Here is a 13538-nt window from a genome sequence, read left to right on the forward strand (position 1 = left end):
CTGAAGAATGGATCGAGCGATCCTCGTCTTTGTTGCCATCGCATACGCGCTGTCGATCGCTCTCAGTCTCGTCGTTGGTCTTACAGGTGGCCACGCCAGTCCGATCGCCGGCCTCGGGTTTCTCTCGATGTTCATTCCGGCCACCGCCGTGCTCGTCGTCCGGTTCGCCATGGGCGAGAGGGTTTCGTCGGTAGGCTTGAGCCGATTTCCTCTGAAATACCTGCCTCTCGTCTTGCTGATGCCCGCCGTGCTGCACGCTGTCATGCTGCCGTTGACAGCCATGTTGGAAGGTGGCCTGCAATGGCACGAGTGGTTGACGCCGCAGGCGGATGGTCTGTTTCACACGCCGGAGTCGCGTGGGTGGGGAACGATGACGGCAACGGGGCTCATGGGTCGCGTCGTGGCGAACGCGGGCGCTGGCATACTGTTCGTGTCATTGCTGGCCTTCTTTGAAGAAGTCGGTTGGCGAGCATGGCTGCTCCCACGGCTCGCGGATCGGATGGGCGCCCGGCGGGCCATTGTCATCACCGCTGTTATCTGGGCGTTCTGGCATACACCGTTCGCATTGTCCGGCATCCTTTACATCGATGGGATGTCTCAAGCGGCGACGGCGATGATCATGCCGATCGGCCAGGTCGGTGCGGGATTAGTCATTGGATGGCTTTGGCTCCGGTCGGAAAGCATGTGGCTGGTGACCATCGCTCACGGCGCGCTGAATAGTTGGGGGCAGTACGCGTTCAAATTCATGCAGGACTTCGTGAGGGCGGATCAAGCGCTCGTGCTTGGTGTAGGCAATGTGGGATTGCTGCTGGTGGGTAGCCTTTTGGCCTGGCAAGGTCTCGCCTCAACTCAGAGGCCGGTGGCGGGTCCGTTAGAACCCGAGCAGGCTACGGCTCGGCTTCTCTCGACGCGTCAGCGCTATTAGATGGGTTGACCTTTGCACGCTAGCACGATGCGAAGGGATGCTACTTCCCATCCTCGATATTCTTTCATTCGTAGTTTTCAGAGAAGTCGATGGACACGGCCAAGCGCTAAGAAACGCTGCGCGGGATGACGGTATGTAAAGCCCAACGCCTCGGCCGTCCTCCGTTTTCAAGCTGTGAATGACTGAGAATGTCGACGGCGTACGCCGGACGTTCCTTCGAGGAAGCCAAGGCGCCTTCAGATCTCACAGCACCTCTGGCGCCTGCGGGCCTGAGTGTCGGTTACAGGCCCCAATTGTCGACCATTGGAGCCGGGCGCCAGTTCCTCTCGCGACGCTCGGACCACGGCAGGACTAGTCGTGTCTCAATGCGACTACCGGGTCGACTTGGGTAGCCCGGCGCGCAGGGAGATACGAGGCCACCACGGCGACCATTGTGAACAGGGCCGCGACCGCTACGTAGGTGGGCAGATCGAGCGGGGTGAGGTCGTACAGCATCCCCGATAGGTAGCTCGTCAGCGCGACCGCGCCGGAGAGACCGAGCCCGATGCCGACCGTCGCCAGCACGACGCCGTGCCGGAGCACCATCCTCAGCACGGCGCCGCGCTCAGCGCCGAGCGCCATCCGAATACCAATCTCCTGTGTGCGTTGACCGACCGCATAGGTTAGGACGCCGTAGATACCAATCGCCGCAATGACTGTTGCGACCAGGGCGAACAGACCGAGTAGCAGGGCATAGAAACGCTGCCGGGTGAGCGACGACGCAACCAACTGCTCCATGGGCAGCATCGCATCGATGCCCGCCGCCGAATCCACGCGATTGACCACCGACCGCACCGCCGGCATTAGCGTGGCCGGATCACGATCGGTGCGCACAAAGAAGGACAGAAAGCCAAACGCCAGGCGTTCCTGCCCAGCCGTCGGCATCTTGCGGGCCTGCGTCAGGGCCAGCATCTGTCGATAGTCAACGAACATCTGCGGTGCCGGTTCCGCGTCGAGACGTGACTGCCGCATGTCCTCCACGACGCCGATGATCTGCTGGGGCGGAAAGTCCATACGCCCGTCCAGGTGCACGAGGCGACCAACCGGGTCTTCGTTGTTGAACAATCGCCGCACGACTGTGCGGTTGACGATGATCACCGGCGGCGCACCGGCATCGTCGCTCGGGGCGAACCAGCGCCCCGACACCAGGCGAGCACCTACCGTCTGCAGGTAGTCATAGCTGACAGCGCGGATCTGCGGGTTGTCGGGGCTGTCGCGCATCTCGTCCGGCGTGCGACCCGCCGGCACGAACACGCCGAGCCGATCGACGATCCCCAGCAATGGCCCGGCATAGGTATAGCCGACACCTTGTGCGTCGGGCTGGCGGCGGAGTTCCGTGAGCAGGGCATCGATCAACGCCGCCTTGCGCGCGGTCGAATAGTCTTGCGGCATCACCAGATAAAAGGTGAGCAGCCCCGACGCATTCCAGCCAGGGTCCACGCGCGCCAGCCGGGAGAAGGAATTGATTAACAAGCCGGCGCCAACGAGCAGCATCGTGGCCAACGCCAGTTGGGCGACAACCAGTGCGCTGCGGGCCCGCGTGTCGCCGCGACGGGCACCGCCTTGCCCGCCGGCGCCCCGGTAGTTCATGACCTGCGCGTGATCGACGCGCGACATCCTGAAGGCTGGCAGAACGCCAACCATCAGCGCGGTAGCCATCGCCAGGCTCATTGCCAACGCCAGGAGACCGAGGTCAACCCCGACCTCGTGCAGCCGTGGCAACATGGCGCCGCCAAACGACAGTTGAAACACGCCTTGCGCGTGCGGTGAGGCGAACTCGCGGAGCAGGTCGATGAAGCCCACCGCCATGATGGCACCGAGCACGCCGCCGATTACAGCCAGCACCATGCTCTCGGTCAGGAATTGCCGGAGGATGCGCCCACGACCGGCGCCAATGGCCAGGCGAACCGCCACTTCGCGCTGGCGTGCGGTACCGCGGGCGAGCAACAGGCCGGCGACGTTCGCGCACACGATGAGCAGTACCGCAGTGACGGCGATCGCGATCACGCGAAGCGCAGGACGGCTCGAGGCGACGACCTGCTCCTTGACACCTTCCACCGTAAAGCGCCGTTCACCGGTCGGTAGCGCTCTCGACATCGGTCCCGACGTCGGCTTGGGGCGGAGGCCGTCGCCGATGGCATTGGCTTCGTCGACCGCAACGGCCAGCGTTATCCCCTCCTGCAGCTTGGCCATGACGCCTCCGCCGGGCCACTTCCGGGCCGGCGAGCCTTCGGGGATGGGCGCCCAGTAGTCCGCGTTCGGAATCGGAAAGTCGAAGCTGGCCGGCATGACGCCGACGATCGTCAGCGGTGTCCCGTCCAGGAATCCTGCTTCCGGCCCGAGTGTCTTGAGTGTGATGGTGCGCCCAAGAATGCCGGGGTCGCCCTGAAAGTAGCGCTGCCACGCGCCTGTGCTGATGACGACGACCGTCGATCCGGGGGCCTCGTCGGCGGGGTCGAGCGTGCGACCGAGGCGGGCGCTGGCGCCGAGCATGGCGAATGTGTTCGCCGAGACCAGCGCGCCGGTCAGTCGTGCGGAACCGGCCGCTGTCGGCATCAATGTGATCGGGGGCGTCAGGCTGAACGCCATGTCCGAGATGGTGGTGGTGACCTTCCGCCATTCCGCCATCTCGGCCCACGACATGCCGGTTCGGCGTAGCAGCGGCGAGCCAGGATTCGCAGGTGCCGCCCGCTCCACGATTCGCACCAGGCGATCGGAATCCCGGTACGGCAGCGGCTCGAGCAGCACGGTGTTGATGACGCTGAACACCGCTGTGGCGGCACCTATGCCAAGGGCAAGCGTGAGGACCGCGGCAATCGTGAAGCCGGGACTCCGCCGAAGCCCACGGAACGCGTACGCCGTGTCGTCAGCCAAGTCTGCGACGAGGCTGCCCATCTGGTTCCCTAGATTCCCCATGGCCGTTATTTTTATAACACACCCAACGATGTTTTATTGTTATATTTATAACACTTCGACCTTGGCTCATGACAAAGCAGGCGCGACTGGTTCTAACGAAGCGAGAAAGACAGATCCTGGACGTGCTCTACCGCGTCGGCCGCGCGACCGTCTCTGAGGTGCAGGATGCGATTGGGATTGGAGGCAACTCAACGGTCCGCGCGCAGTTGCGGGTGCTGGAGCGCAAGGGACACGTCCGACACATTGAGCAAGGCCTCCGCTACATCTATACGCCCACAGTGCCACGGCACCAGGCGCGCGTGACAGCGATGAAGCATGTTGTGGAGACGTTCTTCCAAGGTTCATCCACCAGGGCATTGGCTACGCTGCTCGCGATCGAGGACGCCGAGCTGTCCGACGACGTACGCCAGGCGCTCGCCGAATCGGTCCATCGTGCTCTCGCTTTCGGCAAATGACCGCACGTCTCCCCAGCGTTTGTGTCTTGATTCTTGCCGCGGCTATCGCGGGATGCGCGAGTTCGCGTCGACGTGAGCCGACGGCGGTTCAGCCGCAGTTCGACCGGGTCGAAGCCTTGGTGTCGACCGGCTGCTACGCATGCTTGGCTGAGGCGGTGCAGCTCTATGCGCGCGGGCCGTCTGGGTCACGTATGCACGAGCGAGCCATCAGGCAGCGGCAACTGGCCCTGACGTTAATGGCATTTCGTGAGAGGGAGTTGGCACTTCCCAACTCCGGGGCGGACCGCGCCGTCATCGCGATTCCCTGGGCATCGCCACTACCTTTGGACGTATTCGCCATGGTCCTCCGTCAGCTGGACGACCGGGATAAGCCGATCGATACAGATTCTCCGGCGCCGGCCGATGCCACCACCACTGCGTTGACCCAGCTCCTGACGAAGCCGGCCACGCGGAATGTCGCGGTGGCGTACGCGTTGGCGATTACCTGCCCAAGGCCGGCATCCAGCGACATACCAGCCTCCTCCGATTGGTGGGTGCAGATCCGACGGGCCAACCTGTCCCTGCGCTATGCGGAGCTAACTTGCTCAACCGCAGCGGCGGCCGACGACGCTAGCGTCTTTATCGAGAGGGATCCAAGATTTGCGGAAGTTCACTATCAATCTGGTCTGGCGGCTCTGTACCATGGCCAGCTCATCTCGGCACATGAACAATTCGCCCTGGCCTGGAAGGGGCTGCCACACAGCGCCGTTGTGACCCTCTCGTTGGCAAATACCAGCCTTGCCTTGTCTAGGTTTGAGGAAGCCCTTCACCTCTTCACGGCCCCGCATGGTCTGAACGGCCAGCCGTCGGCACTGCTAGGCCAGGCGAAAGCATTGACCTATCTGGGCCGCCACGTCGAGGCCGTCACAATCCTCAGCTCCTTGATAGAACGCAGTGCGCCGAGTCCCGGCGAGAATTACTACTGGCGGGCCTGGAATCTGCTCAGCATGTCGCAGAGTCAGGCCGCGCACAAGGACGCTCTCGAAGCACTTAGATTCTGGCCGTCATCGCACGTCGAGCGGCTTGCGGGACTGACGGCGCGCGCGCTCGCACAATACAATGAGGCGCGCGTCCACTTTACCCAAGCCCTCGCGCTGGACCCCGGTGACTGTGAGTCGCGGTCGTACTTGGCGCAAATGGACGCCAAGGACAATATGTTGCGCAAAGCCCTCGATGGACTCGACGCGTCGGCGTCGTGTTTCAATCGGGCGATTGCGGACCAGGAGGCGGCACTGCTGGCTGGAGTCGTCAAGGCTCAGGCCGGCGAGATCTTGCGGCTCGAGCAATGGCAGGCGTCGTCGCTGTACGGCGCGGCGATCGTAGCGAAGGTTCTTGGCCAGCGCGAGCTTGCGTTGGGTTATGCGAGGCGCCTTCTCGGTGATCCCAGGCTTGGGGGGCTCGCACGAGACTTCATTCTGGACATCGATGTCCCAGCGACAACGGGCGACCCGAGTATTTTGAGCGTCGGCATCGCAAGACCACCATCATCGTGAGCGCCCCCCGGAACGCCATTGCACATCAATTTGTGCGGCGCTTCATGGCCCCAATCGAGCGATCTGTACGGTGATAGGCAAGTGGTCTCCCACCGATCCGAGGCTGGGCCTCCGGTTGCATCGCACTTGGCCGCTAAGGGCTCCTGCGCTGGCCGTCGTCCATCTTGCGCGAGTTGTGGCGGAACTCAAATTCGTTCAGTCTTCAAGCGCCGCGTTTCGAGGATCCTTTGGAAGGTCAGCCATTCGCGAAGCCTATACAGGCCTTCGCTCGGTCACAACCATCCATCTCTACTAGTGGCCATCTGAGCGTCTTTTCCAGTGTCGGATGCTCCGACCAATCACTCAGTCGTGGCGCAACGCTATCAACGGGTCCACGCGGGCCGCCCTGGCCGAGGGTAGATAGCAGGCGACCAACGCCACCACGATCCAGATAGTGCCCACGGCTACGTGCAGCAAGAACCCCGGTCGTGCAATTCCCTCTAGGGTCGAAGCCGCCATACCAGTTAGTGCTGCTGTCAAGACTTCACCGATCCCAACACCGGCCAGTACGATCATGAGCCCCTGGCCCATGACCTCCCGGAAGACGGCGGCCCGGCTGGCCCCCAGTGCCATCCGCACACCGATCTCCTGTGTGCGAAGGCTCACACGATAGGCGATCGTCCCGCATAAGCCCACCGCGGCCAATACCAGCGCCAGAAGCCCAAAGACCGCTAGCACCGAGGTCAGCCAGCTCTCAGCTGCGCGTGACTCGCCGACTGGAACCGCGAGCGGCTGCACGTCGTAGACCCGGATTCCTTGACCCATGCCGAGAAGCGCTCGTCGCACCGGCTGCGTTAATGCCGCTGGGTCACCGCTCGTGACCAAGACAATGGTCGTGAACGTGCCGCCGGGCCGTCGCATGAGGGGACGATAGAGGTGCGGTTTTGGTAATTCACCCATCTGCCGAATCGCGGAATCTCCGGCGACGCCGGAGACTACGGCGGACTCTGACGAGTCGCATCCGATCAAGACAGGCTGACCCACCGGCGAGCGGCCCGGCCACACGGTTCGGGCGAGACTCTCGTTGACGATGATTGGCGTAGCAGCGCCTTGAGGTCCATCAATCTCGAACTCCTCCCCTGCCACCAAGCGGATGCCGAGCGTCCTAAGGTAGCCGGCGCCGATCTCGCTGGCAGTGGTCGCGACCTTCGCTCCGCCAGGCGACGACAAACAGTCCGATCCTGCCGGTATCAGCGGCAGAATCGATGTCAGGGCGGCGGCCTCAATACCTGGGATCGCACGCAGACGCTCCAGAGCGTCGGCGTAGAAATGCCGACGTCGATCGAGATCGGAGGATGCCGGAGGGAGTGCGGTGTGCGCGTAGAGGCGGCCGGTGACCGCGAATCCAGGATCGCTACTCCGCAGTTGTGCCAGACCTTGCAAGAAGCTGCCAGCAACAAAGAGCAGGACGAGCGACATAACGACCTGACCTACTAACCCCCATGGTAGGCGCCGGAGACGACCGCCACGCACATCGCGCGGAAACGAGACGGCAACGTCCGATGCGCGCCACGCTGGCAAAACACCGCATAAAGCCGCTGCCACCACCGTCACCGCCGACGTGAAGACCAGTGCTCGCCAATCCAGAGACAGATCAACGTGGAGCGCGAACACCGCAACGGACGGCGGGAATGTCGCCTGCAGCAGCCTATTTGCCCAGGTGGCGAGTAAGATGCCGGTAATGGCACCGGCCCCTGCCAGCATGACGGCCTCCGTCAGCAACTGCTGCACCAAGCGCGCCCTGGAGGCGCCCAGCGCGCGTCGCATGACCAACTCGCGTCGGCGGAGCGCACCGCGCGCCAACAGGAGGTGGCCCACGTTGGCGCACGCGATCAGCAGAACCAGCCCCACGACAGCTCCCAGTAGCGTCATCAGCGACGCTGCCGTGGCCCGGCCGGGGCTATTTGGTTGCCCGCGAACCACCGTGGTGACGATTGGCGACGGCGCTGGATCCGATGCGAATCGTTCCGTGCGGAGTTGCGCGTCGATCGCATTCAGTTCAGCATTTGCCTGACCGGCAGTCGCCCCAGGACTCAGCCTTCCGAACATCATCAGCATGTTGAAGGGTCGGTCCTCGGCCAGCCGTGCGGCCAGCCGCGGGCGCGTTTGCGTGGGCACCCAGAGGTCGGTCCGCATCGGCGCGAAGACGCCCCCAAAGTCTGGCGCGGTCACCCCGACGATCGTGTAGGTCTGTGACTCGGACCGAATGGTCCGACCGATGGCGTCCAGTCGGCGCTGAAACTTGCGCTCCCAGACCGAGTCGCTGATCACGGCTCCGAGCTCGTGGTCATCGCTAAACCACCGGCCAGCTAACAGCCGCATGCCAATGATGTCGCCATAATTAGCTGAGACTACTTCCGCAACTGCGATGTCGCTGTCGCCATCGACGTCCAAATCTGATTCCATCGGCACGCTGGCGGCGATGCCCGAGAGAGTTTGCGCTCGATCGCGATACGCCTGGTAAGCGCGATAGGAGAATGCCCCGCCTTGGCCACGCTCGACCCGCAGCAACCGGTCGGGTTCAGTCACCGGCATCGGCCGGAGCAACACGGCGTTCAGCACGCCGAATATCGCGGTGTTGACCCCAATCCCGAGGCCGAGACAGAGGATGGCCAGCGCAGTGACGCCTGGCGACTTCCTCCCCTGCCGGATTGCGTACCGGACGTCGCACACGATGGCTTCGATGAAGGCGGTTCCCCGCACGTCGCGGTGCGCCTCCTTCACCTGATCGAACCCGCCGAACTCAATCCGGGATGCTCGGACGGCTTCATCTCGTGTCAGCCCCCGGCGGATATGGGCCTCTACGAGGTTCTCGAAGTGGCTGCGAATCTCTTCATCCAGCTCGCGCTCGACAGCGTCTCGCCGGAAGAGGGAACGGCATCGGCACCACCAATCGTTGAGCACATCGTCCTCCTATGTCCTGTCGAGGACGAGTGCCACGGCGACGCTCAGCTTGTTCCAAGCGGAGATCTCGGTCTCCAGACGCGCGCGACCGCGCTTTGTCAGCTCGTAGTACTTGGCCCGCCGGTTGTTGTCTGACGTTCCCCATTCCGTCCTGACCAGGCCCGCTCGCTCGAGCCTATGGAGAGCGGGATACAGCGAGCCTTGACGGATGTCCAGCGTAGCGCTGGATATCTGATGGAGCCGCTCGGCGATCGCCCAGCCATGGCGTGACTCAGTGGCCAAGGTCTTGAGGATTAGTAGATCCAGAGTCCCTTGTGGCAGTTCCACTCGCGCTGACGTCATACTCGCTCTCCTTTCGCTTCGACAGGAGTCTAATGGACCGCCCTGTCGAAGCGCAAGGGGTCGCAAATGGCGGCATGGAACAGACGGATTCCCTGCGAACGACCTTCAGCCGTGAGATCGTCGGCAGAGATTCTCGACACCGGAGATCGCGCTCGTCAATCGCCCCGAACGCCTAAGTCCCTCTTGCCTCACAGCCTGAGAACGACAGCACGGCAACGAATCCCTGCTTATCCGCTACGACTCACGTCGAACGCCGTGCTTTTGATTCTGCAGTCGCCTGAACTCGCGATAGCACTCCGAACAGGTCAGTAGGTGCTCGTAGGCTGGATCCCCGAGCGGCTGGTTGCGGCCGGCGAGCTCTGAGAGGATCTTTGGCGACAGACAGCCGACGCGGCTGGGATTGGGATTGGCCGTGCCCAAAACCTCATCGAGATCCTCCTGAAACTCAGGGTCACCTTTCGGCTGATCATCGTTGGCCATTTACGGTTCTCTACACCCATCCTCAGGTGGGATGTCGAAGGGCTTCTCGGTGGCGCGGTCCGCGGCGCCGAGAACGCGCCGGATCTTCTGTTTCGCCCGAGAGAATATCGTATCCACCGAGACCACCGATCGTTGCCGGTGATTGGCAATCTCCTGGCTTGAAAAGCCGGCCTGCTTCCACAAGCAAATCAGCCGTTCTTCACGTGACAGCTTCGCCAACAGCTCACGGAGCAATACTTGCCGTTCGATATCCTCCGCTGTTCCCGTCCTGCAGGGTGCGGCCGCCAGCCTCGCTGAGCTCGCCTCCGAGTCAAGAGTCTTCTGCATTACTCGGGTAGAGCCGAGCCGAAGCTGTGATGTCGCCACGCTACGGATCACGACCCAAGCGTAGCCGTGAAGCTTCTCGACCGGACCGGCTCGCTGCTCGCGCCTACTGATTCGACGCCCTGCTTCTTCTATCACTTCGGTAACCGTCACTTCGTCATGCAGTGCCGGAAATTCCCGGCGGAGTCGGGCGGCCAACTGGGTGAGCACTCGCTCAAGTCGCGGGTGGAACGGTGTTCCATCGCTATCGAGCAGCCCCATCGTTCGTAGGTGCTCCATGGTGCGTCCCTAATCGCCGGGGAGGCGGCGGGAAGCGATTGTTTCAGTATCGAACTGACTCTCTACGTTACTCAGACGTGTAAGGTTTCAGTGCCCGATGGCGTTCAATCGGTTACGGGACGATCTTGGGGAAAGGTCGTCGTCGGATTCGAGGTGAACGACATGCCAGATCGCATCCATCGTGTTTCTCGATCCAGTCGAGAATCTACCGTCGTCACACAGACGATTTCAAGCGCAAAGTTTCGGGAAGACTCGTCGAACACGCGGCCACGACGCTGGTCGATCGCGTCAATCCTTGAAGCCTTCATTACGGTTGTGCTTCTGCTGCCAGCCGTCGCGTTTGCGCAGCAGTCACCTTGGGAGCGGGCCGCCAGCAATCTCGAGTTCACGTTCACCGGGCCGCTCGCGCGGTCGCTCGCCCTAGTAGCCATCGTGATCGGTGGCCTCATGTTCATGTTTGGCGAAGGTGGGGCCAAGCGACAGATCTCCGGGATCGTATTCGGTGGCGGACTGGCTCTGTTCGCAGCCCAGTTCATGACGTGGTTGTTCTGACCGGCCATGACAACCAACGCACTTCAAACGGCGCGACCGTCCGTCCGAGTCACTTACAAGGGGCTCCATCGGCGGCTCACCATCTGGGGCGTCGAACGTCGGCTGTTCTTTCTGGCGATGCTCCTGGGCGCCGCAACGTTCAACCTGTTCTATTCGTTCCTGGCCGGGCTGCTGATGTTCGTCGCCCTCTATGGCTTTTCTCTGTGGGCCACTGACCGGGACCCCGAGATGCTTCGCATCCTCCTGTCTTCGTCGAAGGCACGGAGGCGGTTCGATCCACTGAAGCACCAGCCTGCCGAGGTGAGGATGAGCCGATGACGCGCTTCGATCGAATCTTTCGAGACTATCAAGAGTCCGGGGCCATCAACTCACTGATTGCCTTGTGGGGCTTCCTGGATGACGTCACTTTCGTTACCAAGAGCGGGAGCGTTGGCGTTATGTTCCAGGTAAAGGGGCCCGACGCCGAGGCATTGCCCCACGAGCAGAGACAGCGCGTCACGCACCAGTTCGAAGCCGGATTGCGGCAGTTGGATGAGAAGACCCGCCTCTACCAATACTTGCTCAAGCGGCACGCCGACGCGTTTGCGGTCCCAGGCTGTTCGCGAGCAGTAGCTCGGGAGGCCTTCCAGCGCCGGGCCGAGTACCTGAACGGCCGGCGCGATCGGTTGTTCCAAGTCGATCAGTATCTGGTGCTGCTGTCGGATCAGACTGGCATCGGGCGCCTCGATCGGTCGCTGCGGCGATTCATCCGACAACCGCTCACGACCATAAGGGAGCAACTATCGCTGACGCACACGTTCCACCTGCTCGAGTCGCAGCTTGATGAGGCCTCCCGCACGCTCGACCAGGCCGCCTCGGCGTTCGCTGTACAACTGCCCGATTGCCACCTCCGGCGTCTCCCGAAGTCGGAGATGTTCGCGTTCTTCCGGCGACTCCTGAACCTCGATCCCAGTGTCGCCGAGGCCAGCAGCCTGCGCTACGACACACACCTAGACTATTTCGTTGCCGACTCCGCGATCGAATGCCATCGCGACCACTTGCGGGTTGGCACACGGTCGCTGAAGCTGCTCTCCATGAAGGAGCCGCCGAGCCAGACCTACGCACACATGCTCTCAGACCTGGTGCAGCTACCAGGTGAGTTCGTGGCATGCGCCGAGTGGCAACGCCTCCCAAACGACAAAGTGCGGCGCGACATTCACTCGCGCCGGCGGCATTTCTTCAACAAACGGGTGTCGCTAGTGAACTACGTGTCGGCCGACACCTCACCGGACGAGATGCTGGTGGACGACTCCGCAGGGGCGACGGTCGGCCAGCTCGGCGACGCGCTCACCGAGCTTGAGGTCAACGGGCACTTCTTTGGCTCGGCCTCCCTGACGCTCGTGCTCCACGACCGCGATACGAGGGCACTGGAGATGGCCAGTGCGGAGGCGGCGAAGCTTCTGGCCTCCCATGACGGAGTCTTTGTCGAGGAGACCTATAACCTTCTCAACGCCTGGCTAAGCATCGTCCCCGGCAACGGCGCCTACAACCTCCGGCGCATTGCCCTCATGGAGACCAATTGCGCGGATTTGAGTTTCATCTTCAGCCAGGACCACGGCGAGCCTTTGTGCCCTCATCTTGGTCAACCTGCATTGGCGGTGTTTGAGACTCCGCAGCTGGCGCCTTACCACTTCAACCTCCATGTGGATGATGTCGGCCACACACTGGTTCTGGGTTCAACCGGCAGTGGCAAGAGCTTCTTGCTCAACTTCCTGATCACGCAGCTTCAGCAGCATGACCCGCTCACCATCGTGCTCGATCTGGGTCACAGCTACAGGAAGCTGACGGCACTTCTCCAAGGCAGCTATGTCGAGCTGGGCCTCGGGCGCCAAGCGGTCACAATCAATCCTTTCGACATCTCCTCGCCAACGCCGGAGCAACTGCACTTCCTCCATGCGTTCACCAAGGTTCTGATTGAAGGAGAAGACGGCTACCGATTGAGCCACCTCGAGGACCGCGAAGTGTACGAAGCCATCGAGAACTTGTATGTTCTTGAACGGTCGCAGCGGAGGCTATTTACCCTCTCGAGCCTGCTTCCGAGGGCCGTCGGGGGACGACTGCACAAATGGGTTGAGGGCGGTCGATACGCCTCGATGTTCGACAACGCGACCGACACCCTGGCACTCGACCGGCTTCAGGTCTTCGACTTCGAGGCCATGCGGTCGTATCCCGCGGTTCTGGAGCCGCTGCTCTTCTACATCCTGCATCGGGTGAGCCAGTGCGTCCACGATTCCGGAGATCCCGGCCTCAAGGTATGCGTTCTGGACGAGGCCTGGCGCCTCATTCAGCACCCGGCGGTGCGGTCGTATGTGCAGGAAGCCCTGAAGACCTGGCGCAAGCGAAATGGCGCCATGCTGGTCGCCACCCAGAGCATCGAAGACTTTTCGTCGGTCGACCTGCTGAGGACGGTTGTGGAGAGCTGTCCGACGCGGCTGCTCTTGGCGAACCCCTCCATGAATCCCGAGCAGTATCGCGACCTTCTGCAGATGAACGAGATGGAGCTGAGCTTGATGGCGAACCTGCTGCCCCGCCGCCAAGTGCTGCTCAAGCGGGCTCACCTCGCGAAGGTGCTCGACCTGAACGTGGATCCCAAGAGCTATTGGATCTATACGAACACCCCGATTGACAACGAGCGGGTGGCTTCGGTGTTCCGTGAGTTTGGATTCGCGGCCGGGCTGGATCGCCTGGCCGCCTCTGCCTGAAACGAGGTGC

10 protein-coding genes are annotated in these 13538 nt (G+C 62.4%); 6 read left to right on the forward strand and 4 right to left on the reverse strand.

Going from position 1 to position 13538, the window contains the following annotated elements:
- The first annotated feature begins 7 nt into the window (after nucleotides 1–7).
- Nucleotides 8–925: a CPBP family intramembrane glutamic endopeptidase gene (locus WC815_17395; GenBank protein ID MFA5910559.1), complete on the forward strand. Its 918-nt coding sequence runs from the start codon at nucleotides 8–10 to the stop codon at nucleotides 923–925.
- A 351-nt stretch (nucleotides 926–1276) separates the two neighbouring features.
- On the opposite strand, the gene WC815_17400 is transcribed toward WC815_17395, so the two are convergent.
- A complete protein-coding gene (locus tag WC815_17400; GenBank protein MFA5910560.1) occupies nucleotides 1277–3880 on the reverse strand; it encodes an ABC transporter permease in 2604 nt (867 codons plus the stop codon).
- 68 nt (nucleotides 3881–3948) lie between these two features.
- On the opposite strand from WC815_17400, the gene WC815_17405 reads away from it, so the two are divergent.
- Complete coding sequence (locus WC815_17405; protein MFA5910561.1) at nucleotides 3949–4335, forward strand: BlaI/MecI/CopY family transcriptional regulator; 387 nt, start codon at nucleotides 3949–3951, stop codon at nucleotides 4333–4335.
- Nucleotides 4336–4361: 26 nt separating this feature from the next.
- A complete protein-coding gene (locus WC815_17410; GenBank protein ID MFA5910562.1) occupies nucleotides 4362–5867 on the forward strand; it encodes a tetratricopeptide repeat protein in 1506 nt (501 codons plus the stop codon).
- A 342-nt stretch (nucleotides 5868–6209) separates the two neighbouring features.
- On the opposite strand, the gene WC815_17415 is transcribed toward WC815_17410, so the two are convergent.
- The 3 genes from WC815_17415 to WC815_17425 all read right to left on the reverse strand — a co-directional run bounded on the left by WC815_17415 (nucleotide 6210) and on the right by WC815_17425 (nucleotide 10235).
- Nucleotides 6210–8810, reverse strand: coding sequence for an ABC transporter permease (locus WC815_17415; GenBank protein ID MFA5910563.1), 2601 nt, complete (start codon nucleotides 8808–8810; stop codon nucleotides 6210–6212).
- 576 nt (nucleotides 8811–9386) lie between these two features.
- The gene (locus WC815_17420) at nucleotides 9387–9632 is read right to left on the reverse strand and encodes a hypothetical protein (GenBank protein MFA5910564.1); all 246 of its coding nucleotides are present in this window, start codon (nucleotides 9630–9632) and stop codon (nucleotides 9387–9389) included.
- A complete protein-coding gene (locus WC815_17425; protein ID MFA5910565.1) occupies nucleotides 9633–10235 on the reverse strand; it encodes a sigma-70 family RNA polymerase sigma factor in 603 nt (200 codons plus the stop codon).
- A gap of 90 nt (nucleotides 10236–10325) precedes the next feature.
- Here WC815_17425 and WC815_17430 point away from each other — a divergent pair, with 90 nt between their 5' ends.
- From WC815_17430 to WC815_17440, 3 genes are read left to right on the forward strand one after another with little or no spacing between them, the layout of a single operon-like run.
- The gene (locus WC815_17430) at nucleotides 10326–10787 is read left to right on the forward strand and encodes a TrbC/VirB2 family protein (GenBank protein ID MFA5910566.1); all 462 of its coding nucleotides are present in this window, start codon (nucleotides 10326–10328) and stop codon (nucleotides 10785–10787) included.
- Between the two features lie 6 nt (nucleotides 10788–10793).
- Nucleotides 10794–11105 carry a VirB3 family type IV secretion system protein gene (locus WC815_17435; GenBank protein ID MFA5910567.1) on the forward strand — a complete coding sequence of 104 codons (312 nt, stop codon included), beginning with the start codon at nucleotides 10794–10796 and terminating at the stop codon, nucleotides 11103–11105.
- Nucleotides 11102–13528 (forward strand): DUF87 domain-containing protein, encoded by a 2427-nt coding sequence (locus tag WC815_17440; GenBank protein MFA5910568.1) that lies wholly within the window; start codon nucleotides 11102–11104, stop codon nucleotides 13526–13528. The genes WC815_17435 and WC815_17440 overlap by 4 nt, the downstream gene beginning before the upstream one ends.
- The last annotated feature ends 10 nt before the right edge of the window (nucleotides 13529–13538 follow it).

The organism is Vicinamibacterales bacterium (assembly GCA_041659285.1).
Classification (GTDB): domain Bacteria; phylum Acidobacteriota; class Vicinamibacteria; order Vicinamibacterales; family UBA2999; genus 12-FULL-67-14b.

What these genes read in the sequence shown, in the direction of transcription:
- WC815_17440 (MFA5910568.1), top strand. Translation starts at nt 11,102, where the DNA reads ATGACGCGCTTCGATCGAATCTTTCGAGACTATCAAGAGTCCGGGGCC.
- WC815_17435 (MFA5910567.1), top strand. Translation starts at nt 10,794, where the DNA reads ATGACAACCAACGCACTTCAAACGGCGCGACCGTCCGTCCGAGTCACT.
- WC815_17395 (MFA5910559.1), top strand. Translation starts at nt 8, where the DNA reads ATGGATCGAGCGATCCTCGTCTTTGTTGCCATCGCATACGCGCTGTCG.
- WC815_17400 (MFA5910560.1), bottom strand. Translation starts at nt 3,880, where the DNA reads ATGGGGAATCTAGGGAACCAGATGGGCAGCCTCGTCGCAGACTTGGCT.
- WC815_17405 (MFA5910561.1), top strand. Translation starts at nt 3,949, where the DNA reads ATGACAAAGCAGGCGCGACTGGTTCTAACGAAGCGAGAAAGACAGATC.
- WC815_17420 (MFA5910564.1), bottom strand. Translation starts at nt 9,632, where the DNA reads ATGGCCAACGATGATCAGCCGAAAGGTGACCCTGAGTTTCAGGAGGAT.
- WC815_17425 (MFA5910565.1), bottom strand. Translation starts at nt 10,235, where the DNA reads ATGGAGCACCTACGAACGATGGGGCTGCTCGATAGCGATGGAACACCG.